This window comes from Dyella sp. CR10 (assembly GCF_055814425.1).
This window is the reverse complement of sequence record NZ_CP185986.1, coordinates 1310218-1334468: the sequence shown is the minus strand read 5'-3', so window position 1 is coordinate 1334468 and position 24251 is coordinate 1310218. Positions and strand designations below refer to the sequence as shown.

General features: G+C 67.2%; 23 protein-coding genes. 16 read left to right on the top strand and 7 right to left on the bottom strand.

All coding sequences use genetic code 11. The features are described 5' to 3' along the window. The first annotated feature begins 396 nt into the window (after positions 1-396). Positions 397-2190, top strand: coding sequence for a DUF2334 domain-containing protein (locus ACNR9O_RS06140; RefSeq protein WP_473682142.1), 1794 nt, complete (start codon positions 397-399; stop codon positions 2188-2190). A gap of 136 nt (positions 2191-2326) precedes the next feature. On the opposite strand, the gene ACNR9O_RS06135 is transcribed toward ACNR9O_RS06140, so the two are convergent. Continuing rightward, the gene (locus tag ACNR9O_RS06135; RefSeq protein ID WP_473682143.1) at positions 2327-3877 is read right to left on the bottom strand and encodes a right-handed parallel beta-helix repeat-containing protein; all 1551 of its coding nucleotides are present in this window, start codon (positions 3875-3877) and stop codon (positions 2327-2329) included. 299 nt (positions 3878-4176) lie between these two features. Between ACNR9O_RS06135 and ACNR9O_RS06130 the strand changes: the two genes are divergently transcribed. Genes ACNR9O_RS06130 through ACNR9O_RS06120 form a run of 3 tightly spaced genes read left to right on the top strand, consistent with a single transcriptional unit; the run spans position 4177 to position 5543 of the window. After that, positions 4177-4425 carry a DUF4160 domain-containing protein gene (locus ACNR9O_RS06130; protein ID WP_473682144.1) on the top strand — a complete coding sequence of 83 codons (249 nt, stop codon included), beginning with the start codon at positions 4177-4179 and terminating at the stop codon, positions 4423-4425. Further along, a complete protein-coding gene (locus tag ACNR9O_RS06125; protein ID WP_473682145.1) occupies positions 4412-4825 on the top strand; it encodes a DUF2442 domain-containing protein in 414 nt (137 codons plus the stop codon). The genes ACNR9O_RS06130 and ACNR9O_RS06125 overlap by 14 nt, the downstream gene beginning before the upstream one ends. 52 nt (positions 4826-4877) lie before the next feature. Next, positions 4878-5543, top strand: coding sequence for a hypothetical protein (locus ACNR9O_RS06120; protein WP_473682146.1), 666 nt, complete (start codon positions 4878-4880; stop codon positions 5541-5543). Positions 5544-5646: 103 nt separating this feature from the next. Here the strand turns inward: ACNR9O_RS06120 and ACNR9O_RS06115 are convergent, their stop codons facing one another. Next, positions 5647-6114, bottom strand: a complete 468-nt coding sequence (locus tag ACNR9O_RS06115; protein ID WP_473682147.1) for a hypothetical protein — start codon at positions 6112-6114, stop codon at positions 5647-5649. A 248-nt stretch (positions 6115-6362) separates the two neighbouring features. After that, positions 6363-7295 (bottom strand): LysR substrate-binding domain-containing protein, encoded by a 933-nt coding sequence (locus ACNR9O_RS06110; protein ID WP_473682148.1) that lies wholly within the window; start codon positions 7293-7295, stop codon positions 6363-6365. Between the two features lie 111 nt (positions 7296-7406). Here ACNR9O_RS06110 and ACNR9O_RS06105 point away from each other — a divergent pair, with 111 nt between their 5' ends. The 10 genes from ACNR9O_RS06105 (at position 7407) to ACNR9O_RS06060 (ending at position 18414) form a co-directional block, all read left to right on the top strand. Further along, the gene (locus tag ACNR9O_RS06105; RefSeq protein ID WP_473682149.1) at positions 7407-8216 is read left to right on the top strand and encodes an aminotransferase class IV family protein; all 810 of its coding nucleotides are present in this window, start codon (positions 7407-7409) and stop codon (positions 8214-8216) included. Between the two features lie 70 nt (positions 8217-8286). After that, positions 8287-8754, top strand: a complete 468-nt coding sequence (locus ACNR9O_RS06100) for a nuclear transport factor 2 family protein (protein ID WP_473682150.1) — start codon at positions 8287-8289, stop codon at positions 8752-8754. A gap of 93 nt (positions 8755-8847) precedes the next feature. Continuing rightward, a complete protein-coding gene (locus ACNR9O_RS06095) occupies positions 8848-9210 on the top strand; it encodes a hypothetical protein (protein WP_473682151.1) in 363 nt (120 codons plus the stop codon). Between the two features lie 67 nt (positions 9211-9277). Continuing rightward, on the top strand, positions 9278-10558 hold the full coding sequence (locus ACNR9O_RS06090; RefSeq protein ID WP_473682152.1) for a TolC family protein: 1281 nt from the start codon (positions 9278-9280) through the stop codon (positions 10556-10558). Next, on the top strand, positions 10555-11658 hold the full coding sequence (locus ACNR9O_RS06085) for an efflux RND transporter periplasmic adaptor subunit (RefSeq protein ID WP_473682153.1): 1104 nt from the start codon (positions 10555-10557) through the stop codon (positions 11656-11658). The genes ACNR9O_RS06090 and ACNR9O_RS06085 overlap by 4 nt, the downstream gene beginning before the upstream one ends. After that, the gene (locus ACNR9O_RS06080) at positions 11658-14774 is read left to right on the top strand and encodes an efflux RND transporter permease subunit (RefSeq protein WP_473700753.1); all 3117 of its coding nucleotides are present in this window, start codon (positions 11658-11660) and stop codon (positions 14772-14774) included. Before ACNR9O_RS06085 ends, ACNR9O_RS06080 begins: the two co-directional genes overlap by 1 nt. A gap of 170 nt (positions 14775-14944) precedes the next feature. Further along, the gene (locus ACNR9O_RS06075) at positions 14945-15631 is read left to right on the top strand and encodes a sigma-70 family RNA polymerase sigma factor (protein WP_473682155.1); all 687 of its coding nucleotides are present in this window, start codon (positions 14945-14947) and stop codon (positions 15629-15631) included. Beyond that, positions 15628-15957 (top strand): hypothetical protein, encoded by a 330-nt coding sequence (locus ACNR9O_RS06070; RefSeq protein WP_473682156.1) that lies wholly within the window; start codon positions 15628-15630, stop codon positions 15955-15957. The genes ACNR9O_RS06075 and ACNR9O_RS06070 overlap by 4 nt, the downstream gene beginning before the upstream one ends. Next, positions 15954-16523, top strand: coding sequence for a hypothetical protein (locus ACNR9O_RS06065; protein WP_473682157.1), 570 nt, complete (start codon positions 15954-15956; stop codon positions 16521-16523). Before ACNR9O_RS06070 ends, ACNR9O_RS06065 begins: the two co-directional genes overlap by 4 nt. A 70-nt stretch (positions 16524-16593) precedes the next feature. Then, entirely contained in the window at positions 16594-18414 is a 1821-nt protein-coding gene (locus tag ACNR9O_RS06060) for a S41 family peptidase (RefSeq protein WP_473682158.1), read from the top strand. 7 nt (positions 18415-18421) lie between these two features. On the opposite strand, the gene ACNR9O_RS06055 is transcribed toward ACNR9O_RS06060, so the two are convergent. The 3 genes from ACNR9O_RS06055 to ACNR9O_RS06045 are packed head-to-tail and all read right to left on the bottom strand — an operon-like array spanning position 18422 to position 20821. Further along, positions 18422-18775, bottom strand: a complete 354-nt coding sequence (locus ACNR9O_RS06055) for a hypothetical protein (protein WP_473682159.1) — start codon at positions 18773-18775, stop codon at positions 18422-18424. A gap of 29 nt (positions 18776-18804) precedes the next feature. Then, a complete protein-coding gene (locus ACNR9O_RS06050; protein ID WP_473682160.1) occupies positions 18805-19575 on the bottom strand; it encodes a LytR/AlgR family response regulator transcription factor in 771 nt (256 codons plus the stop codon). After that, a complete protein-coding gene (locus ACNR9O_RS06045) occupies positions 19568-20821 on the bottom strand; it encodes a sensor histidine kinase (protein ID WP_473682161.1) in 1254 nt (417 codons plus the stop codon). The genes ACNR9O_RS06050 and ACNR9O_RS06045 overlap by 8 nt, the downstream gene beginning before the upstream one ends. Positions 20822-21048: 227 nt before the next feature. On the opposite strand from ACNR9O_RS06045, the gene azu reads away from it, so the two are divergent. Together azu and ACNR9O_RS06035 are read left to right on the top strand one after the other, a co-directional pair. Next, entirely contained in the window at positions 21049-21498 is a 450-nt protein-coding gene (azu, locus tag ACNR9O_RS06040; protein WP_473682162.1) for an azurin, read from the top strand. A gap of 25 nt (positions 21499-21523) precedes the next feature. Then, positions 21524-22645, top strand: a complete 1122-nt coding sequence (locus tag ACNR9O_RS06035) for a PLP-dependent cysteine synthase family protein (protein ID WP_473700752.1) — start codon at positions 21524-21526, stop codon at positions 22643-22645. Positions 22646-22706: 61 nt separating this feature from the next. Here the strand turns inward: ACNR9O_RS06035 and hemN are convergent, their stop codons facing one another. Next, positions 22707-24107 carry an oxygen-independent coproporphyrinogen III oxidase gene (hemN, locus tag ACNR9O_RS06030; RefSeq protein ID WP_473682164.1) on the bottom strand — a complete coding sequence of 467 codons (1401 nt, stop codon included), beginning with the start codon at positions 24105-24107 and terminating at the stop codon, positions 22707-22709. Between the last annotated feature and the right edge of the window lie 144 nt (positions 24108-24251).

Below are 24251 nucleotides of genomic sequence, written 5' to 3'. Positions count from 1 at the left end.
TCCCCCCTCAAGGAAAGCGATGCGGATTCCGCGGCCAGGTGTCCGGCGAGCCCCAACCTCCCCGGCGGAGAAGCTGGCTCGTCCGGGGTCCCTGGTCCCCGGATGTAGACGTTGTCGGCTGAAGGAGTCCGCGTGGTTGCGTGACTGGTCAGGCGTGCGTTCGGCCCGAATATTGGCCCGCCCCCGGCGCTCGCCGCGATTGACTGAAAGCCATACCTCGACAGGCCAATAAAAACGTGACCCGCGCGTCCGTAAGCTTCAGCGTGGGGGCGGTGCCTCTCCACGCTCGGGAACAGGGACCTGGGACTTTGGAATGCGATCGCACTCCAGCCTTAGCGCGCACGCGCCAGGCAATGCGACGTGCGTCGATTCCATCGCAGCATGAGAGGAACTCCCATGACCAGGTCCCGCCCCAAACCCTCAGTTCTGAGGTACGTCCTAGCCAGCGCCGCCTTGGTGTTCGTCGCTGCCGCCGGCTCGGTCTCCCCTGCCCATGCCTTCGAAAACATGGGCACCCACCTGCTTCCCGCGCCGCCACCGCCGCCGTCTTCGACGCTGTCCAACCTGAGGACGCAGAAGAATGCGGCGATGCTCGCCACGACGTCGACGACATCGACCACGTCGGGCATCCGCCAATCGTCGCTGCAGGGCAATCTGCTGGGCGGCGTGCCCAACGCCTTTGCCGGCGCGCCTGGCGCCAACGCCAACCAGAGCACGCTGGTGCTGTACGACAGCACCGGGACCTGGGGCTGGCTTGGCGAAGCCTACGGCGTCATGGCCGGCCAGCTTGCCTCGCACGGCAGCAAGTACACGCTGCTGCCGGCGGTCAGCTACGTGGCTGGCCAGCTCAACGGTTACACCGGGCTGATCTATGTCGGTTCCACCTACGGCGAGCCGCTGCCCACCGCACTGCTCGACGACGTGCTCGCCACCACCAAGCCCGTGCTATGGATGAACGACAACATCTGGCAACTGGCCGCGCGCTCGCCGAACTTCGCCGCGCAGTACGGCTTCACGCCGATGTTCTTCGATTTCACCAACACCCTCACCGTGAACTACAAGGGCGTGGCCTTGCAGCGAAACGCCCTGTCGGTGCCGTCGGGCCTGCTGCAGACGGTGATCAACGACGCGACCAAGGCGCAGGCGGTGGCGGTGGCAACGAATGACACCGGGGGCACCGTGAACTGGGCCACCACAGGCGCCAACCTGACTTACATCGGCGAAATCCCCTTCAGCTATGTCGGCCCGAACGATCGCTACCTGGTCGCGGCCGACCTGATCGGCAAGGTGTCCAACCCGGCCATGCTCGCGCGCAAGCGCGCGCTGGTGCGCATCGAGGACGTCAACGCGACGGATGACCCTGCGCAGCTGCGCGCCATTGCCGATTATCTGTACAGCAAACATGTGCCGTTCTCGGTGGCGGTAATTCCGCTCTACAAGGACCCCAACGGCTACTACAACAATGGCGTGCCGATGACTGAGCATCTCTCGCAGGCACGCGGCGTGGTCAATGCGCTCAAGTACATGCAGTCCAAGGGCGGCACCATCATCATGCATGGCTACACGCATCAGTATTCCAACGTAGCCAATCCCTACAGCGGCGTCAGCGCGGACGACTTCGAGTTCTACCGCGCTCATATCAGCACCGACAACTATGTCATTTACGACACGCCCGTGGCCGAGGATTCCGCGCTATGGGCACAGGGCCGCCTGATCAACGGACTACTGGAGTTCGCCGCCGCGGGCTTCCTTGCGCCGACTATCTTCGAACCGCCGCACTATGCCGCATCGGCGATCGATTACCAGGTGTTCAACACCCAATTCGGCGTGCGCTACGACCGCGGCCTCTACGCGGCCGGCTGGTGCCCGAACGGTGCCTGCGGCACAGGCGCCCCGGACTACACCAAGATCTACGGCCAGTTCTTCCCGTATCTGGTGCGCGATATCTACGGCACCGTGGTGATCGGCGAGCAACTAGGCAACGTGGAGACGCAGGAGTTCAACCATAACCCGCCGCGCTTCCCGGCTGACATCCTGTACAGCGCGCAGCGCAACGTGGTGGTACAGGACAGTGTGCAGAGCTTCTTCTTCCACCCGTACCTCGACATCAACTATCTGCACCAGATCGTCGAAGGTTTGCAGGCGATGGGCTATACGTTCGTGCCGGCGAATACGGTGAAGCAGGGTTGAGAAGACGTTACGCAGGTTGGGGTTAGCCAACAGGCGAACCCCAACTTACGCCGCGGCCCCGAGGGCTGCACCGTTGGGGTTCGCTGCGCTCACCCCAACCTACGCCGCCGCCCCGGGGCCGCACCGTTGGGGTTCGTTACGGTTGCTGGTAGGCGCCGATGTCGATCGTCCCCGTGGAACTCAGGCGCGGATTCCCGTCGTAATCCACCGTGCCTGTCGTCGACGCCTGCAGCACCAACCCCGCGCCGCGCGCGGCGGACGTGCTGCTCACGTGCAGATCCGGCAAGGTGAGGCTGGCGAACTGCGGATTGACCAGCAGCGTGGTCTTGTCTTGCCCGCTGGCCGTGCGATAGCCGCTGACGCCGGTATAGCTGCGCCCCAGCCACACCCAGTTGGCGTTGCCGGTGCCGCCGTCGGCGAAGTACAGATTGCGATCGAGCGTGCCCGGGTTGCCGTAGCCGGGATTGGCGGTGGTGCTGGGCCAGAAGTTCACCAGCAGCCCGTCGCTGGTCGCATACAGCAGGTTGTTCTCGAACACCGTGCCGCTGACATGGAACTGGATCTGCAGCTCGCCGCTGCCGGTGGCCAGCGCATCGTTGCGAAACAAAGTGTTGTTGACGATGGTGGCGTTCTGCATGCCGCCGTTGCTGGCCGCGGCGCCGCCGAGCGAGATGCCGGTAACGTTAGAGAACATCACCAGGTTGTTGCGCACTGTCACGTTGCTGCTGAACTTGCCCTTGGTTTCGCTCGCCAGCTCGATGCCGAGGTCCGCCCGGTTCACCAGGTTGCGCTCGATCAGCACGCGCGTGCCGCCTTCCACATAGATGCCGTCGGCCGAGTAATCGCCGGCCGGGTACGCCGCGTTGCCCTGCGAGCTGATGTTGTAGACCGTGTTGCCGCTGATCGTGCCGTCGCGCGCCTGGCTCTGGAAGGTGCCGCCGTTGATGCCTGACATGGTCTCGAAGCCAAGCGCCGCGATGCCGATGTTGTCGTTGTCGTGCACGGCGTTGTTGCTGATCGTCCATTGCTCGACGTTGCCGGTCAGCGACAACGACTCGCTGCAACCCGTGCGCAGATGGTCCACTTCGTTGCCGCTGATGGTGAGGTGGTTGATCGAGTTGGCTGCGTCGTTGGCGTACACCTCGATACCGAACGCGTTGCCGTCAGGGCAGCTCTCCGTGCGATTGACGATGTCGTGCACGCGGTTGTTCAGGAGGCTCACCTGCGTGCCGCCGCCGTTGACGTAGATGCCCACCGGCGTGCCCTTGGTGCTGGCCGTGCTGTAGTCGCCGACGTCGAAGCCCTGTACTGTCACGTAGCTGACGTTGTTGAGGTTCCACAGGCCACGCATGGTGGCCGGCACGGTCAGCCCGGTGCCGCTCACCGCGGCCTTTTCGCCCGGATAGCTGGCGAACACGATCGGCCCGGCCGCCGCCGAGCCGGACGTATTCACGTCGATCGTCTCGTTATAGGTACCACCACGCACATACACCGTATCGCCCGGCATCACGCCGCGCGCCGCGCGACCGATGGTGCGCCATGGCGCGTCCAGCGTACCGGCCGCGCTATCGCTGCCGGTGGTGGCGACGTAGTAGGTATGGCCGTCGGCGCGGGCCTGGGCCACGGGCAAAGCGGCAAGCAAGGCGCCGAACAAAGGGGCGAACTTCCACAACGCCAGGTTCTTCATGCGGATCTCCATGAAAGCGGGGAACGCCGGTCGATGCCGGCGGGGGATTCGCGCGATGGGCGCCGGATAGAACCTGCGTTCACCCTGATGTCCACATCGCACGAACGGCGCAGTCTGCGCGTTCGCTTGTGGAGGTTTGTTGATATTCGTCGCAGGCATCGCAGCAGACACGGACGCTGCTCGAGGCCACTTCGAAACTGTCCGGATGGATTAGGCAGGCTCCGAACTCGGCGGTATCACCCTCGGCATGCGCGCCACTTCGCCACATCCTAACCGCTTGGGTTTTTGGTAGGATGCCAATGCCAACCGTTCTGCGCATGCATGGTTTACGCGTGGTGATGTATCCCAACGATCATCGACCCGCTCACGTCCACGTCATCGGGCCACATGGAGAAGCCGTGTTCCTTCTGCACTGCCCGGCCGGACCTGCTGAACTTCGCGAGAGCTTCGGCTTCGGCCGCCCGGATCTGGGGCGGATCAAGAACGCCCTGTCCGCCAGCACGACCACGTTGTGCCTGGCATGGAAGGACCTCCATGGCCGTTACTGACCACGAACTCAAGAACGCGGAACAACGCATGGGCGCCCTGCGCGAAACCGCGCATGCGGTATCCGCGCGCTACGACCGTCGCAAGGCACGTATCGCCATCGAGTTGTCTTCCGGTATCGAAGTCGCCTTTCCAGTCCGCATGGTGCAAGGACTGGCGCATGCCACGGCAGCCCAGCTCGGTGACATCGACATCACGCCGGCCGGGCTGGGCCTGCATTGGCCACGGCTGGACGCCGACGTCTACCTGCCCGCCCTTCTGCAGGGCGTCTTCGGTACCAAACGCTGGATGGCCAGCCAGCTCGGCGCCGCGGGAGGACAGAAACGCTCCGCCGCCAAGGCCAGGAGCGCGCGGGAGAACGGGCGCAAAGGTGGTCGCCCACGCAAGTCCGCCCGGGGCTGAGCTGGCCGGATCGCTTTAGACTGACTATCTCTCCACCGAAGGAACGACACGCATGCGGACCCGGACCGTCCCACTCCTGCTCCCTCTGCTCCTCGCAACGGGCGCGCACGCGGTCACCGACTGCCACGGCGGCCAGGCCTTTGGCCACGTGAAGCGGCCCTTCGTCGGGATCAGCCAGTACGAAGCCATGTTCTCCGCGACACCGCCGGAAGGCGTGGCGCCGCCGGTGCACAGCGTTGCGGCAGGCGCATGGAATTGGGGGTGCAGCACCACCGTGCTGGTCGATCTGGATCGCGCCAAGGGCTACCGCGTGTTCCGTTGCTCGCCGGAGGCGTCGCCTTATGCGTCGTCCTGGCCGCAGGAGTCCCGCGGGGCCAGGACGCGCCGCATCACCGATTCGTCAGGGCGCATCGTGGACGAAGCGGTGGTGGAGCGCGCGCTCACGCCGGCACAGATCGAACGCCTCGTCTGCCTCGCCAATGAAGCCTGGCAGCTCGATCCCAATGGCGATCCGGTGAAGTACGACGCCGACGGACAACCGATCGAGCCACCGCTCCGACCGCCGGTCCCGCCGCACGGCGTCAGCTACCTGCGCCTGCGCGACGGCGACGTCGAAAAACTCATCGGCGGCTTCACGCACTACCCTTCGGACGGTGCCGCAGGCGCGTTCGCGCGCTATCTCTGGCAGTCCGTCGACCACCAGGAGGCCCGCCCATGATCGACCACCTCGACCACTTCGTCCTCACCACCTCCGACGAAGTTGAAGCGAGCCGCGTTGATGGGGTGAGTCGCAGGCGAACCCCAACCTACGCACCGCGCGCTCACGCATAGCGCCGCTGCGTGGATTTCTCGACGATCAGCCCCAGCGCCTCCGCCAGCGCCAGGATCCGCGCCGTATCCTCGCGCCGCACCACCGCCGCCGTCAGGCGATCCTCCGGATTGCCCAGCATCATCACCTCGCGCCCGCGCGGCATCACCACTTCGTCCAGCCACTCGAAGTAGTCGTCGGGCCAGAAATCCCGGCGGTCGTACGGAAAGCCCGGCAACGCCGGCTGGAACGCCTCGCTGATGCGCACGTGCAGGTCGTCCAGTTGATCGCTCACCATCAGTACGTCGCTCAGCTGCGACAGCAGCGAGGCCTGCAACAGCTCCGCCTCATCGGCGTCGCGCAACCAGGCCAGGTCGAGATCTTCCCGCGCGTTGCGCATGGCGGCGGCGCGCGCTTCGACCGCCTCGCGATCGAGTTCGCCGCGGGCGAGCAGTCCGATCAGTTCCTCGAGCTTGTCCATGGGCGGTACGTCTCCTTCGAAAGCCATCACGAAAGCCACACCCTACACAGGCCGGCTGAGTCTCGCTGGAATACGGGGACGCACGGAACCGCCTCGACGAAGGCTTCACGCTTGCCGCTGTCGAAAGCGGCGAATGTTCCCGGTCCCTGGGCATGTATCGCTTCCCTCTCTCCACATGGCGGAGCATCGCGCCGCCACCGCTGCGCATGACTACATCACGACGGCGTGAATGCGGTTCGTGATGTTTTTCACTCTCTTGCGATGTGCGTCGATGATGCAACCTCGGCAAGCATCCACTCGCGCAGGGCTTGCACGCGAGCGTCGCCCGCCGCGCTCTGCGGATACACCAGCCGGTACCCGTAGGGCGCCGGCAAGGCCACGCTCAGTTCGAACAGCTTCACCAGGCGTCCCTGCGCCAGCTCCGGCTCGATCATCGCCGACTCGACCAGACCGATCGCGCCGCCGTCGGCGACGGCCTGCACCACATGGCTGGTATCGGAGAACGCCACGCAGCGGCTGTCGTCGAAGTTCTTCACGCCCGCTGCGGCCATCCATGCGCGCCAACCGGGCCAGGTCAGGCCGTCGGTCTCGCAGTCGACATAGCAGAGCGTGTGCTGCCTCAACTCGCGTGGCGATGCGGGCCGCTTGCCGGCCTTGCGCAGCGCCGGGCCGCCGACCGCGACCACTTCGGTGCCGAACAGGAAATCCGCATGCACATGCTCATGCACGCCTCTTCCGAAACGGATCGCGACGTCCACATCGTCCTCGTCGAAATCGCGCACGCGGTCGGTGACATCGAAGCTCAGGTCCAACCCGGGATGGGCATCGCGAAAACGCGACAGGCGCGGCATCAGCCAGTTAGTCGCAAACCGCGGCGCCATGGAGATGCGCAGCGGCGCATCCTCCTGCATGGTACGGCGCGCACGCGCCACCGCGCGGCGCATGCCGCCCAGGGCATCGGCCACCGCCTCGAACAGCAACGTGCCCGCCGGCGTCAGCTCGATGCCGCGCCGATGGCGGGTGAACAGGGCGAAGCCCAGCTGGTCTTCGATTTCCTTGACCTGGTAGCTGACGGCGGCCGGCGTCAGCCCGACCTCCTCGGCGGCGCGAGTAAAACTCAGATGACGGCCCGCCGCCTCGATTGTCCTCAACGCGCGCGTACCGGGCAGGATCCGACTCATATCTGCCTCAAGCCAAATTTGAAAGACAGTCAAGAAATATTCGTTTTTCCGGATGATGGCAATACGTGACTATCAATGGACTTGAGTCACCCATAACCGGAGCCGCTTTCGATGCCCGCCCCCTTTCCCGCCATCGTCCACCGCAACGGCCAGCCCGCGACCGCGAACGCCTTGGCTCCGCTGGCTTTCGCCGGCTACGCGCACTTCACCGCGGCACAGGTGCGCGGCGGCGGTATCCGTGGCATGGACCTGCATCTGCGTCGCTTGCGCCAAGCCTCGCTCGCGCTGTTCGGCCAGGCCCTGCCGGATGAACAGGTACGGACCCACCTGCGCACCGCGCTGGCCGACAGTCCTGCCGATCTCTCGCTGACCGCCACCATCCATTCGCCTGCCGGCGAGTTCACCGCGCGTCATGACGCGCCGCTGGACATTCTCATCCGCACCGCCCCGCCTACCGACGGTCCCGCCGGCCCGCTGTCGCTGGCCGCCGTGATGCACGAGCGTATGCTGCCGGGGATCAAGCACGTCGGCGAGATCGCCAAGACGTACTACCTGCGCGATGCCGTCGCTCAGGGCTTCGACGACGCGGCCTTCATCGATCGCCAAGGACGGATCAGCGAAGCGTCGATCTGGAATATGGCGTTCTGGGATGGCACCGGCGTCATCTGGCCGGACGCCGACATGCTGCCCGGCGTGACCATGGCGATCCTGCGCAGGCAACTGACGCGCCTCGGGATAGAGCAACGGGTGCAGGCCGTGACCTTGAACGATCTCGACGGGATGGCTGGCGCCGTCGTGATGAATTCGTGGACGCCGGCCGTGCCGGTGCATCGCATGGGCGGCATCGACCTGCCAGAGGCCAATGCCTTCGTCGCCACCTTGCGACGTGCCTACGAGGCGGAACCGCGGGTAGCGCCGTAAGCCTGCGGTGGAACAGAGCCGCTATCGTAGCCAGGCTTGACGACTCCCCTCTTCCTCGCCGAGGCATCCCATGACCACCCGTCCTCCCCTTCCTCCATTCACCCTGGAAACGGCGCGGCAAAAAGTGCGCCTCGCCGAAGACGCATGGAACACCCGCGACCCCGAACGCGTCGCGCTGGTCTATACGGAAGACACGCACTGGCGCAACCGCGCCGAATTCCTCGACGGCCGCGAAGCGGTGAAGGCCTTTCTCCGCCGCAAGTGGGACCGCGAGCTGGACTACCGCCTGATCAAGGAGCTGTGGGCATTCGGCGGTCACCGCATCGCCGTGCGCTTCGCCTACGAATGGCACGACGATGCGGGCCAGTGGTATCGCAGCTATGGGAACGAGAACTGGGAGTTCAACGACGACGGACTGATGATCAACCGCCACGCGAGCATCAATGACAAGCCGATCGCCGAAGCGGAGCGCAAGTATCACTGGCCGGCGGGACGGCGGCCGGATGGGCATCCGGAGTTGAGCGAACTCGGTTTCTGAGCACGCGCCGATCGCGGCGCAAGGGATGAAATTGTCTAACACATAGATCGCCCTCTACGATGACGGCCTATGTCTCGCGCATCCCGACCATGGTTGACCCGCCTGCGCCGCTATCGCGGCCTGTGGCTGCTGGCCGTGTTCGCGTTGATGATCAAGCTGGTCGGCGGCACGCTGTGTGCCGCCGATGGCGCGCGCTTTGCCGACGTGAAGGAGACACAGCGCTCCGCGGCCGTACTGGCTGATGCGGCGGCGACGCCGGACAGCGATAGCGGCGGCGACTGCCTGCTCGGCGAAGGCGGCTCCTGCCATTGCGCCTGCACCCACGCCGCACCGGTGCCGACGATGGTGATGTTGAGCGTCACCGCCCAAACCATTCCCTTCGATCTGCCGCCCGCGCCCGTCGATCACCGATCCGCGCGGATGGCGTCCCTGCTGCGCCCTCCCATCGCCGCCTGAAAACCCTCGACACCGCGCCGCCGATCCCATGGCCGCGCGTCCTGACGGTTTTTAGGAGACACCCATCATGTTCGTTTTTCGCGCAGCCCTGCTCGGGGTTGCCTGCGTGCTTTACGCCGGTGCCACCGGTGCCTCGCCGGTTTCATCGACAATCGATCCACCACCCGCCGCATCCGCCGCGCCTTCGCTGCAGCAGGCGATCCGCGCCGTCTGGGACAACAGTCCCGACGTACAGGTCGCACGCGCCGATCTGCGGGCCGCGGAAGCGCGGGCGCGCGCTGCCGCGCAGCCGCTCTACAACCCCACGCTATCGCTTGACGCCGAGAATGCCGATGTCAACCGACGCACGGCAGGCCTGAGCCTCGCGCTCGATCTTTCCGGCAAGCGCAAAGCGCGCGCCGGCCAGGGCTCGGCGGAGCTGCAGGCCAGCCAGGCGGGCTACGATTTGTTGCGCCGGGATATCGCCACGCGCTGGCTGAAGGCATGGTCCACCCTGGCGCTCGCATCCAGACAGCGCGAACTCGGCGAGCGCCGCGTGGAACTCATGCGCCGCTTCGACGAACTCGCCGTGCAGCGACTCAAGGTCGGCGACATCAGCAGCCCCGAACGCGACCTGGCCGGCCTCGCGCTGGGCGAAGCGCAGATCCAGCAAGCCTCGCTGATCGGCAACGAAGCAGCAGCCAGCGCCACGCTTGCCGCGATCGGCGGCGACGCAGTCACCAGCGCGGGCAGCTTGCCCACCGCCTTGCCGCCGGCTTCCGTCACCATCGCCCCCCTGCACCTGGATGCGTATCCCGAACTGGTCAAGGCGCGTTCGCTGCAAGCCAGTGCCGAAGCCGGCGTGCAGGTGGCGCGGCGCGCACGCATCCCCGACCCGACCATCAGCCTGACGGGCGGCCAGGTCCGCAACGGGCCGGTGAACGACCGCGTCATCGGCTTGAGCGTCGCCATCCCGCTGCCCGTGCTCAATACGGGACGCGCCGAAGTCGATGCCGCGCGCGCCGAAGCCGACGCCGCATCGGCCGGCGTGCAGGCGCAGCGGCTGGGCGCGAAAGCGCGACTGCGCGAGGCGCAGGCGCGCTACGACGCGCTGCTCGGCGCCGCGCGGTCGTTCCGCGTCAGTCGTGCCGCGGCGTTCGACGAACGCACGGCGCTGCTGGAAAAGCTCTGGCGCGCCGGTGAGATCGGCACCTCCGATTACCTCGTGCAGCTCAAGCAAAGCCTCGATACCGCGCTGTCGGGCCTCGACCTCGAAAGCCAGGCCTGGCAAGCCTGGTTCGACTATCTCTCCGCCGCCGGCCGTCTCACCGACTGGGTCGATGGCAGCACCAAGGATGCTTCCCCATGAGCCGCTTCCTGTTCCGCAACACGCTGTTCTGCCTTGCCGTCACCGCGGCTCTCGCGTCCGCGCACGCCGCAGAGAATCCGCAGGCGCCCGCCGGCAATCCGCTCGCGCTCGACGCGCAGGCCGTGAAGGAAGCGGGCATCGACGTGGCCACGCTCGGCTCGCGCAACCTCACCGACGAAATCAAGGCGCCGGGCGAGGTCAAGGCCGATGCCTATTCGACGGTGCTGGTTTCCCCGCGCATCGAATCGATGGTGATCAAGCGCCTGGCCAAGCTCGGCGATGTGGTCAAGGCCGGTCAGCCGCTGGTCGTGCTGTCCAGCGTGCAGGTTGCCGAAACCCAGGGCGCACTGATCGTGGCTGAACAGGACTGGCAACGCGTGGCTTCGCTGGGCCCGCAGGCCGTGTCGGGCCGGCGCTATACCGAAGTGAAAGTGCAACGCGACCAGGCGCAGGCCAAGCTGCGCGCCTACGGCCTCTCGGACGGACAGATCCGCAACGTCCTGCGCAAGGGCTCGGCCAACGCAGACGGCAGCTATGAACTGCTCGCGCCATCCAGCGGCCGCATCACCAACGATCAGTTTCTGGTCGGCGAACGCGTGGATGCGGGCCGCATGCTGTTCACCCTGGTCCAGGAAGACTCCGTGTGGGTGGAGGCGCAACTGCCGCCGGCGGACGCCGAACGCGTGAAACAGGGTGGCGACGCGCGCATCCTGGTGCATGGCAAATCGCTGCCCGGCAAGGTGGTGCAGCGCTCGCATCAGACCGACGAGCGAACGCGCACGGTGCCCGTGCGCATCGAAGTCGATAATCGCGACGACCTCTTGCATCAAGGCGAACTGGTCGATGCGCGGCTGGCGGTCGGCGCCGGCAAGCCGGTGCTGGCGGTGCAGGCCGACGCGGTGATCCTGCTGCAGAACCAGACCACGGTGTTCGTCGCCAAGGGCAACGGTCAGTTCGAGCCGGCGCCGGTGCAGGTGGGCGAAGCCCGCGACGGCTGGGTGGAGATCAGGCAGGGACTCAAGGCCGGCACCGCCTACGTGCGCCAGGGTGCCTTCGCGCTGAAGGCGCGGCTGCTGCGCTCGCAGCTGGGAGAAGAATGATGCTCGGACGCCTCGTCGAACTCTCCCTGCGCTACAAGCTGCTGGTGCTGATCCTGTTCCTGGTGGTCGGCATCGCCGGCTACGGGGCCGTGCGCTCGCTACCGATCGATGCCTTTCCCGACGTCACGCCGGTGCAGGTCAACGTCTACACCGAGGCCTCCGGCCTGGCCGCCGAAGACGTGGAGCAACTGCTGACCACGCCGGTCGAATCCGCGCTCGCCGGCTTGCCTAAGGTGCAGGAGATCCGCTCGGTCAGCCTGTTCGGCCTGTCCTACGTATCGGTCTATTTCCAAGACGACATGGACATCTACTTCGCCCGCCAGCTCGTCAACGAGCGCTTGCAGCAAGTCGGCGACCGCCTGCCCGCCGGCTACGGCAAACCCGAGATGGGCCCCAATACCTCGGGCCTGGGCCAGGTGTTCTGGTACACGGTCGAACGCGCGGACGACACGCTGAAGGACGCGCCGAACGACATGGACCTGCGCACCCTGCAGGACTGGACCATCCGCCTGATCCTGCGCACCGCCCCCGGCGTTGACGACGTTACTTCGTGGGGCGGCCAGGAGAAGCAGTACCAGGTGCGCATCGATCCGATGAAGCTGATCGCGCACAAGCTCGGCTTCAAGGAGGTGATGGAAGCGCTCGAGGCGAACAACGCCCAGGTCGGCGGCAACTTCGTCGACGTCGGCCGCGAGCAGTACCTGGTGCGCGGCCTCGGACTGGTCAAGGACGGCCGCGATATCGGCAGCATCGTGCTGAAGAGCGAAGACGGCACGCCGGTCTACGTGCGCGATGTCGCCACGGTCACCGAAGCCGGCGCCCCGCGCACCGGCGCCGTCACCCGCGACGGCAAGGAGGTGGTACTGGGACAGGCGCTGGCGCGCATCGGCGAGAACGCCAAGAACGTGGTCGATGCGGTCAAGACGAAGCTCGACACGGTCAAGCAGGCCTTGCCCGAAGGTACCCTGGTCAAGCCCGTCTACGAGCGCACGGAGCTGGTGAACAAGGCCGTGGAAACCGCCGTTCGCGCGCTGGTCGAAGGCTCCGTGCTGGTCGCCCTGGTGCTGTTCCTGTTCCTCGGCGAACTGCGCAGTGCGCTGGTGGTGGTGGTCGCACTGCCGCTGGCCATGCTGATCGCCTTCATCTGCATGGAGCAGGCAGGCCTGTCGGCCAACCTGATGTCGCTGGCGGGCCTGGCGATCGGCATCGGCATGATGGTGGACGGCGCCGTGGTGATGGTGGAGAACGCCTTTCGCATCATGGCCGAGCGCAAGGCGCACGGCCTGCCGGTGGACCGCACCGCGGCGGTGCTGGCGGCGGCGCGCGAGGTGGCCAATCCGATCGCGTTCGCGATCCTGATCATCATCGTGGTGTTCCTGCCGCTGTTCAGCCTCCAGGGGCTGGAAGGCAAGATGTTCAAGCCGATGGCCTTCAACATCAGCTTCGCCATGGCCGGCTCGCTGATCCTGGCGCTGACGCTGATCCCCGTGCTTGCGGCACTCGTGCTCAAACCCAAGCAGGAAAAGGACACGCGGCTGGTGGCCTTCCTCAAGCGCCACTATGCGGCCGTACTGAACTGGTCGCTGGCGCGTCGGGGCACCGTGGTGGCCATCGCCGTCGCCGCGCTGATCGGCAGCCTCGCGCTGTTCCCCTTCCTCGGCAAGGAGTTCATGCCCAATCTCAAGGAAGGCTCGATCATGTGGCGCATCACCTCGATCCCGTCGGCGTCGCTGGACGAATCGATCGCGATCTCCAAGCAGGTCGAAACCCTGGTCAAGCAGACATTCCCCGAGGTCGACACCACGCTCGCCATGATCGGCCGTGCCGAGAAAGGCGAGACGGCGGACGTGAACTACATGGAGGTATACACGCCGCTCAAGCCGAAGGATCAATGGCGCAAGGGCCAGACCCTGGAAAGCATCGAAGCGGACATGCAGAAGGCACTGAGCGCCGCCCTGCCCACCGCCGTGGTGAGCTATACCCAGCCGATCCAGATGCGCATCGAAGAACTGATCTCCGGCGTGCGCGCCACCCTGGCGCTCAAGCTCTACGGCGACGACCTGGGCGAACTGGACCGGCTCAGCGGCCGCATCAAGGATGTGCTGGCGGGCGTGCCCGGCGTTGCCGACCTCGCCCTGGAAGCCAATCTCGGCAAGCCGCAGATCCGCATCCGCGTCGACCGCGAGGCGCTGGCCCGCTATGGCCTCAACGCGCAGGACGTGCTCACCGTGGTGAAGAACGGTATCGGCGGCGAACCGGTATCCACCCTGCTGGACGGTGTGCGGCGCTTCGATATCGCCGTGCGACTGGACGAGGCCAGCAAGGATTCGCTGCCGGCGATCGAGCGCATCCCGATCCGCTCGGCCAGCGGCGCCCTGGTGCAGCTGTCGCAGGTGGCCGAAGTGAGCCAGGCCGAAGGGTATTCCTTCATCCGCCGTGAGCAGCTGCAACGCTATGCGGTGATCCAGATGGACGTGCGCGGCCGCGACATCGACGGCTTCGTGCGCGAGGCCGAAGCCGCCATCGCGCAGAAAGTGAAGCTGCCGACCGGCTATTACACCGAATGGGGCGGCGCGTTCGAAAACCAGCAGCGCGCGCTGAAGCGGCTGGCGCTGATCGTGCCGGCGACGATCTTCTTCATCTTCATCCTGCTCTACACCGCTTTCCATTCGATGCGATACGCGGCCCTGATCCTGGCCAACGTGCCGTTCGCCACGATCGGCGGCATCGTGGGCCTGGCCATCACCGGGCAGTACCTGTCGGTGCCCTCGGCGATCGGCTTCATCGCCGTGTTCGGCGTGGCGATGCTCAACGGCATCGTACTGGTGAGCTTCCTCAACGAGCAGCGCGGCCAGGGCTTGTCCGTGCGCGAAGCGGTGATGCGCGGCACGGCGCTGCGCCTGCGACCGGTGCTGATGACGGCCAGCGTGGCGATCCTCGGCCTGGTGCCGATGCTGCTGTCCTCCGGCGTCGGCGCCGAGACCCAGCGCCCGCTGGCCACCGTGGTGGTCGGCGGCCTGATCACCTCGACGCTGCTGACGCTGGTGCTGTTGCCGACACTGTACGAATGGCTGGAACTGCGGGAAGAGCGCAAGAAGCGCCAGGCCGAGGCATGAGAAGCGCAGGTCGGGGTGAGCCATCGGCGAACCCCGACCTGCCGGCTCTTCAGCGGTACCCGAAGGGAAACGATTCCACCCCGGGAGAATGAGGCAGACAACGCGATTAACCCCATTTCCCGGTTTGCAGCGAATACCCTGGATAGACAGCGACCGAGGAAGGGATCCCGATGACCGCCCATGCCGTGCCCAGCGACTGGCCCCGCGCCGACGCCATCGGCTTCCTGCAGGCGCAATGGCCCTGGCTGGCGCAGGACGAAATCGTGATGGCCACGCCGCTGCGCATCGACGCGGTGGCCGACGAAGACTGCATGCTGCGCTGGCAGGACGGGGACGAGCGCTCCTTCCGTGTGCTGTACCTGCGCTACCGCGACAAGCTCTACCGCTACACCTTGCGTCTGGCGGCGCATCCGCAAGAAGCGGAGGAAGTGTTCCAGGAGGTGTGGCTGGCCGTGGTGCGCGGCAAGCACGGTTACGCGCCGGGAGCATCCTTTGCTTCATGGCTGTTCTCCATCGCGCACCGGCGCGCCGCCGACCGCTGGCGCGCGCTCGGCCGCCACGCGCCGGATGGCGTGCACGCGGCGGGCGCCGACAACATGCAGTCCGCGCACGAAAGCACGCCGGCTGCCGGACTTTCGCCCGAAGGCCATGCCCACAACGACGCGCTGGGCCATGCGCTGCAGCGCGCCGTGCGCGCCTTACCGCTGCCGCAGCGCGAGGCGTTCCTGATGAAGGCCGAGGGCGGCCTGAGCCTGGAGGACATCGCGCTGGCCACCGGCGTGCCGCGCGAAACCGTGAAGAGCCGCCTGCGCTATGCGCAGCAGCGTCTGCGCGAAGCGCTGGAGCCATGGCTATGAATGACGAAGCCTTCGACGAACTGGTCGCGCTGTACCGCCAGAGCGCCAACGAAACCGCGCCCAGGCGCCTCGATGCGCGCGTCCTGCGCGAAGCCGAGAAGCGCACGTCCACCCTGCACGCCTGGCCGTGGCTGGGCCTGGCCTTCGCGGCCAGCCTCGCGCTGTGGCTGGCCGCGCAGCACGGCATGCCGCGCCATCGCATGTCCGACGCGGACGAGGCCACCCGCGCCTATCTGCTGCAGATGGATATCACGCCACCTTCGTCCAGGCTCGACGCCAGCTATGGCGTGGAGCTGCGCCACGACACCTTCGGAACCCTGCCATGACCCGACGCACCGTCCTCGCTCTCGCCGCCGCGCTGCTGATCGCCCCGGTCCATGCCGCCGAGCCGCCCAAGGGCTGGCACGCCGCCGGCTCGGCGCCGGAGGCTTATGAGATGAGCGCGCGCCCCGGCGATCGCCGCGCCGGCGACCGCAACGCCTATATCCGCGCCCTGCCGCAGGTGCACGGCTTCGGCACGATGATGCAGAGCATCGGCGCCGAGGCCTACCGCGGCAAACGACTGCGCCTGTCCGGCTACCTGAGCACACGCGACGCCAACAGCGCCGCCATGTGGATGCGCATCGACGCGGCCGGGCACCAGACTGTGGGCTTCGACAACATGGACAAGCGCTCCCTGCACGGTGACACCGACTGGAAGCGCTACGACATCGTGCTGGACGTGCCGCAGAACGCCGAACTCATCGCCTTCGGCTTCCTGCTCGAGGGCAAGGGCGAAGTGCTGGCCGACGATTTTAAGCTGGAAGAAGTGAGCAAGGACGTGCCCGTCACCGGCATCGGCCGCCCTGTCTATCCCTCCGCGCCGGTCAATCTGGATTTCTCGCAGCCGTAGACGCACGCGCTTCCAAAGGCGCCCGCGCAGCGCAGCGCCCACCTGCAACACGACACCACGGAGAGTCCCCATGACGATGCTGCGGACCTTGGGCTTGCTGTTGTCTCTTGCCGCGTTCGTGCCTGCCGTCGCCGCCGACGCGGAGGCCGACAGCGGCACGCGTGGCGCCGAACAGGTCGCCGCGTTCGCGCGGCTGTACGGCGTGGTGCGCCACTTCCATCCCGGCGATGCCTTGCAGGAAATCGACTGGAACCGCTTCGCCGTCTACGGCGCGCAACAGGCACAGGCTGCACCGAACCATCGCGCGCTGGGGCAGACGCTGCGCGAGCTGTTCGCGCCCTTCGCGCCGGGCGTGATCATCCTTCCCGAGGGCCAGCCCTACCCGCCCGTACCGCCGGCGGTGAACGATCCGTCGCGCATCCTGTGGCAGCACGTCGGCTATGCGGACGGGGTGAGTCCGGATTCGTTCTATCAGGCCAAACGCTCGCATCGCGCCGGCCTCGCCGCTTCGTATCCGCCCACGCCCACGCCGCCAGGCTCGCCCTACGATGCACCCGAGGCGGTGCTCTACCCGGTGCCGCCGACGCTTGGGCGTGTGGTGGATTTTCCGCTCGGCGATGGCTGGAAGGCGCGCGTGCCGCTGGACCTTGCGCCCGCCGACGCGGCGGTGACGCCCGCGCAGCGGCTGGCGCTGGATGTGCTCAAGGCACGCCTCGATCAGTCGGTACCGGCGCCCGGCGCGACCCTGGCGCCCGCGCAGCGGCAGGCCGACGTGCTGATCACCTGGAATGTCCTGCGCCACTTCTATCCGTACTGGGTCGACCTCGACGTCGACTGGGATGCGCAACTGTTGCCGCGCCTGCGCGAAGCCAACCGGCCGGGGACGCGCGACGAGCAGCGCGACACATTGCGGCGCCTGATCGCGGCGGCGGAGGATGGCCACGGCCAGGTGATCGATCGGCAGGCGCGCAACGGCAATCTGCCGCTGCGCATCGAACCGATCCAGGGCCACTTGCTGGTCACGGCCAGCCGCGATCCTGCCGTGTTGCCCGGCGACCGCATCGTCGCGCTCGACGGCATGCCGGCAAGACAGTGGCTGGAGCGCGCGACGCGTCTCGCCTCCGGATCGCCGCAATGGCGGCCGTGGCGCGCGATGATCGAGTTGAAATCCGCGCCGATGGGCAGCGCGTTGCCGCTGCGCCTGGAGCGCGCGGGCCGTCGCATCGATGTCGCCGTGCATTACGACGGCCTCTCCTCCGCGGGCCTGGCCAGCGCCGTCCTGCCCGCGCCGATCGCCGAGCTGCGCCCGCGCGTGTGGTACGTCGATTTCAGCCGCACCGGCACCAGCGACCTGCAGCTCTACATGGACCGTCTGGTCGATGCCGACGCCGTGGTGTTCGACCTGCGCAACTATCCCAGGGACGATGCGCCGGTGTTCGTACTGAGCCATCTGCTCGAGCACGCCGAGCATGCGCCGTGGAGTCACCTGGCTTACGTCGATGGCCCGTTCGGCCGGATCGCCGGCTCCGACGATGCCGGCTGGAATCTCACACCGGCCACGCCGCGCTTGCGCGGCCGCGCCGTGTTCCTCGCCGGCGGCAACTCGATCAGCTTCGCCGACTCGGTACTGGGTTACGTGGATGAAGAGCATCTTGGCCTGATCGTCGGTGGCACCAGCGCCGGCACCAGCGGCAACATCCAGGCCTTCTTTACGCCGGGCGGCTATTACGTGCGCTACACCGGCATGCGCGTGACCAGGCACGACGGGCATTCGCGTATCCATCTGCTGGGCGTCGCGCCGGACGTGCCGGCGGAGCAGACCGTCGCGGGGTTCCGCGCGGGGCGCGATGAAGTGATTGAGAAGGCCTTGCTGGCTATCGGCGCGGATTGAATCTGCGTCAGGGCGCGGCCTTGCAATCCGCACCCAATGATTGCCCTGTGCTGTCGACGCACGGCTGGAAGCCCTGGGGCAATCCGACGATCTCCCGGCTCGCGCCTTCCGCCAGCGCGAAGCGCTCCGGCGGCTTGTCGCAGGTGCGCGACGGATCGGCGCAGGACGGATCGAACAGCGAGAAGTGGCACTGCCCGCTCGAACTGGCCAGGCATTCGAACTTCGCCACCTCCGCGCTCACTTCGATCCTTCCGTGCAGAACATCGCGCCCGTCGCTCTCGCTGCGGATGTCGGTGACGCGGCCACCGGAACAACCGACGACCGCGAACAGGTAATACAGCATGGCCAGTATGTTGCGCATCGTTCGCCTCCTTCGCGTTGATCGCGCGGTCACATGTGGCGGAACAAGGTCATGAAGGGCTGGCTCACCAGCAGCGTTTCCGGCCGCTGCTTCAGGCGCAGCGTGCCCTTGCCGGTGTCATCGCGGACGATGGACGCGACGGCCTTCAAATTGACGATGGTGGAGCGGTGGATCTGCTTGAACACGGTCGGGTCCAGCACCGCCAGCAGCTCGCGGATGGGCTTGCGCAGCAGCGCCTCGCCTTCGGCCGTCATCACCGTGGTGTATTTGTTGTCGGCGCGGAAATACAGCACGTCGTCGATCATGATCAGCCGCGTCTCGCGCCCCGCGCTGGCCGTGACCCAGGTCAGCGGCGTGCGCGGCGCCATGGCGAGCCGGCCCGCATCGAACTGGCGCAGCAGCGCCGCCAGCGCTTCGCCGGACGCGTCGCCGCCGGCGAGGCGCGCCTGGATGCGCCGGATCGTCGCGGCGAGGCGTTCGGGGGCAATCGGCTTGAGCAGGTAATCGATCGCACCGCGCTCGAAGGCATCCACGGCGTACTGGTCATAAGCGGTGACGAACACCACCTGCGTCGCCGGGCTGGCCTCGGCCGCGCCCGCGGCCACTTCCAGGCCGGTGAGGCCGGGCATGCGGATATCCAGGAAGGCGACCTCGGGACGATGATCGGCGATGGCGTCCAGCGCCTCGGCGCCGTCTTCGCACTCGGCGACGATGTCGAGCGCGGGCCACGCGCGCTCCAGCTGTTCGCGCAACGCCTGGCGCAGCAGCGGCTCGTCTTCGGCGATCACGCACTTAGCCATGGACGGCCTCCGCGGCGAACGCGGCCGGCACGCTGATCGTCGCGGCGACGCCGCTGGGGAAGTTGCCCACGATCGATAGCGAACCGGCACCGCCATACACCAGGGCCAGGCGTTCGCGCACATTCTTCAGGCCGATGCCGGTACCGCTGCCCGCGTCGGAGAAGCCCAGGCCATCGTCGGCCACGGTGACGGATACGACACCGTCGCGTGCGCGGGCCAGCAGCCAGATGGTGCCGCCGCCCGGCTTGGGTTCCAGGCCGTGCTTGACCGCGTTCTCCACCAGGGTCTGCAGCATCATCGGCGGTAGCGGCGTGGCGTGCAGTTCGGATGCCACGTCGATCTGCAATTGCAGGCGCTCGCCCATGCGGATGCGCAGGATCTCCAGATAAGCCTGCGAGCGCTCCAGCTCCCGCCCCAGCGTGGACAAGGCCTCGTCCGTACGCGGCAGCGAGTGGCGCAGGTAAGTAATCAGGTGGCCCAGCATCTGGTCCGCGCGCGCCGGGTCGGTGCGCGTGAGGTATTGCGCGCTGGCCAGCGTGTTGTAGAGGAAGTGCGGTTCCACCTGGGCGTGCAGCAGGTTCAGCCGCGCGACGGTGAGCTCCTTCTCCGTCGCGGTCTGCCGCGCCGCGGCCTGCTCGCCGCGGCGATGACCGGCGACGCGGCGCGTGATGGCGCGAGTGATCGCTTCGGCGTTCTCCAGGTTGGTGCCGTCGTCGACGCGAAACCAGTCGCTCCACGCGCCGCTGCACGGTTCGCAGATCAGCGTGACGCTGCTGCTGCCATCGCCCGGCGTCACCGTGGCGAGGATCTGGTTGTCGCGGTGGTTGAACCAGCCGAACAGCGAGAAGCGCCGGGGCTGTTTGTTGCCGTAGGGATCGAGGCGGCGCACCTTGGCGCGCACCTGCAGGCTGTCCGGGGCGCTTTCGATGGACTCGGTGCGCGGCAGTTCGCGGATGGCCGCATCCAGCACGCGGAAGGCCTCGCCCGCCTCGAAGGGAATCTCCACCTGCCGGCGCTGGCGGCTGCTCAGCGTGGCGGCATCCACGCGGCCGGCGATCAAGCGCACGCGCCGCACATGGGAAAAGCCCCCGGTGACCACGATGCCCAGCAGGACCCAGGCGATGAGCACGAACGGCCAGCCGGGGCCGTGGTAGCCATCGTTCGCGCCATTCCACACGATCACGGCGAACAGGTAGGCCAGCAGCCAGGCCAGCGCCAGGCGGATCACGAAGAAGAAACTGGTCATGAAGGCTTGCCCCTGAGGTATCGACGCGGCGGAGCATAGCCCGGTCCCTGCGCGCTTTCGCCGCAGCGGCGACCAAACCGGCCATGCGCCGACGAAAGCCGCAAATCCGGGGATGGAATGCGCCAGGCCGCGGCGTTCGGCCCTTGCCATGCTTGATCCAGGTCAAGGCAAGGGGACTGGCGCGAACCGATGCTCGCCCCCGTATCCCTCCATCAAGGACTACCCGCATGTACCGCAAGCTCGCCGCCATCGCCCTGCTGGGTCTGGCCGCCTCCCCCGCCTTCGCTGCCGACTGCTCGGCCACCATCGAGGCCAACGACGCCATGCAATTCAATCAGAAGAGCATCGATGTACCCAAGACCTGCAAGCAGTTCACGGTAACCCTCAAGCACACCGGCAAGCTGCCCAGGGCCGCCATGGGCCACAACTGGGTGCTGGCGGCTACGGCGGATGAGGCCGGCATCAATGCCGACGGCGCCAAGGCCGGCGCGGACAACGATTACCTCAAGCCCGGCGACACGCGCGTGATCGCGCACACGAAGCTGATCGGCGGCGGCGAGAGCGCGACGGCCACGATACCTGTGGCCAAACTGCAGGGCGGCCAGACCTACGCCTTCTTCTGCTCCTTCCCCGGCCATGCCGCGCTGATGAAGGGCACGCTGTCCCTGGGCAAATGAACGGAAGGCGGCCGCGCGCATGAGCATGCCGATGCGTCCCCACGGCGAGCGCGATTTCCCGCGTGTCGGCCGTGCTCGCCGCTGGGTGCACGAGGCGCTGGAGCATCTCGCGCAGGAGGCGGCGCGTTCGGCCGACACGCACCTGCTGAAGCTGCAGCTGCCGGGCTTTGCGCATATTCCTTTCTACTTCAAGGACGAGTCGTCCCATCCCAGCGGCAGCCTGAAGCACAGGCTCGCGCGCTCGCTGTTTCTGTATGCGCTGTGCAATGGACGGCTGGCGGAAGGACAGACCGTGGTCGATGCCTCATCCGGCAGCACGGCGATCGCCGAGGCGTGGTTCGCGCGGATGCTCGGCCTGCCCTTCATCGCCGTGATGCCGGCCGCCACCGCGCCGGGAAAGATCCGCGACGTGCAGGCGCTGGGCGGCACCTGCGAGCTGGTGGACGATCCGGCGCAGGTGCACGCGCGCGCCGCCGAGCATGCCGCGCGCGGCGCCTGCCACCTCGACCAGTTCGGGCTCGCCGAGCGGGCCACCGACTGGCGCAGCAACAACAACATCGCCGAATCCATCCTGGGCCAGCTGCGCCTCGAGCCCTGGCCCGTGCCGGCATGGATCGTCTGCGGCGCCGGCACCGGAGGCACCTCGGCCACCATCGGCCGCTACCTGCGCTACCGCCGCCTGGACAGCTGGCTGTGCGTGGCCGAGCCGACGGGCGCCGCGTTCGCGGAAGGCTGGCGCACGCGCGATCGCGACGCCTGCGCCACGCAGCCGACGCTGATCGAAGGTATCGGCCGGCCCAGGGTGGAACCAGGCTTCCTGTTCGACGTCGTGGATCATGTGATCGAAGTACCGGACACTGCCTCCATCGCCGCGGCCTTGTTCCTGGAGGCATGCCTCGGCCGCCGCTACGGCGGCTCGTCGGGAACCAACCTCATCGCATGCCTGCAGCTGGCCTCGGCCATGCGTGCCTGCGGCGAAGCGGGAAGTATCGTCACCCTGCTCTGCGACCGGGGCGAACGCTACGAACAGACTTTGTTCGATCCGAACTGGCGCGCCGCGCGGGCGATCCATCCCGAGCGTTGGCTGGAGGCGCTGCGCGCATGCGCGGACAGCGGCGAATGGCAACCTCCGGCCACGTGCGCCTGATCGTCAGCGTGCCGGTCGCTGCGCGCGGCCGGGAAGCACCGGCGCATCCGTGGCTCGCCGCTCAGATGGTGCGCGAATAGCGCGGCGCCGGTTGCGCGCCGCCGAGATAGGCGTCGAAGCACATGGCAATGATCCGCGACAGCATGCGTCCGCGTGGCGTCACGCGGATTTCGCGCTCGTCCACGCGTACCAGGCCGTCGGCCTGCATCGACGCGAGGCGCGCCAGCGCTTCGGCGAAATACACCTCGAACAGCACGCGATGGCGCGCACCGAACGCGGCCTTGTCCAGCCGGCCATGGCACATCAGCTGGTTGATCGCCTCGCGTCGGATCAGGTCGTCTTCGCTCAACGCCAGACCGCGCGCTACCGGCAGGCGGCCACTGTCGAGGGCGGCGTAATAACCGACCAGGTCGCGCGCGTTCTGGCTGTAGCTGTCGCCGATGCGGCTGATCGCGCTCACCCCGAGGCCGACGATGTCGCAACCGCCATGGGTCGAATAGCCCTGGAAGTTGCGCTGCAGGCTGCCCGCCCGCTGCGCGCGCGCCAGCTCGTCGTCGGCGCGGGCGAAATGGTCCATGCCGATATAGATGTAGCCGGCAGCGATGAGCACCTCCAGCGCCGTACGCAGCAGTGCCAGGCGGGTGGCCGGATCGGGCAGCTCGGCCGGGTCGATCTGGTTCTGCGCCTTGAACAGTGCCGGCAGATGCGCGTAGCCGTAGACAGCCACCCGATCGGGTTGCAGGTCGACGACCTGCCGCAGCGTGCGGCGAAAACCGTCCACGCTCTGCCGCGGCAGGCCATAGATCAAATCCACGCTGGCCGAACGGAAACCGGCGTCGCGCGCCGCGTCGATCACCTCGCGCGTCTGCGCTTCGGTCTGCAGGCGGTTGACCGCCTCCTGCACCGCCGGGTCGAAATCCTGGATGCCCACCGACACGCGATTGAAACCCAGCCGCCCCAGCGCGCGCACGTAGCCGGCATCGGCGAAACGCGGGTCCAGTTCGATGCCGTACTCGCGCTCTTCGCCGCCGAGGAAACTGAAATGCCGCGCCAGGCAATCCATCAGTTCCGCCATGCGGCGGATATCCAGGAAATTGGGCGTGCCGCCGCCGAAGTGCAGCTGCCTCACCGGCCGGTCGCGATCGAACAGTGGCGCGGCCAATTCGATCTCGCGATAGAGCTGCTCCAGATAACGGTCGGCCTTGGCGGCGTCGCGCGTGATCACGCGATGACAGCCGCAGTAGAAACAGGGACTGAAACAGAACGGTACGTGCACGTACAGCGACAGCGGGCGCGGGATCGGTTCGTCGTTGGACGCCCTGGCCGCCGTGCGCAGCGCCGCTTCATCGAAACCGCTATGGAATTGCGGTGCGGTCGGATAGCTGGTGTAGCGCGGCCCGGTGCCGTCGTAGCGGGCGATCAGGTCCGGATCGAATTCGAGGGTGTCCAGCATCGTGCTCATGGCCGAGAGCTTGGACAATACCCGCCTGGTCCGCCTTGACCTGGATCAAACGGGGTCGGCGGCCCGCATCAGCCCGCCGCGGCGGACCGCGCCAAGGTCGACACCAGCGAACGGCACGCGACAAGCCGCGATGGATGCGGCATA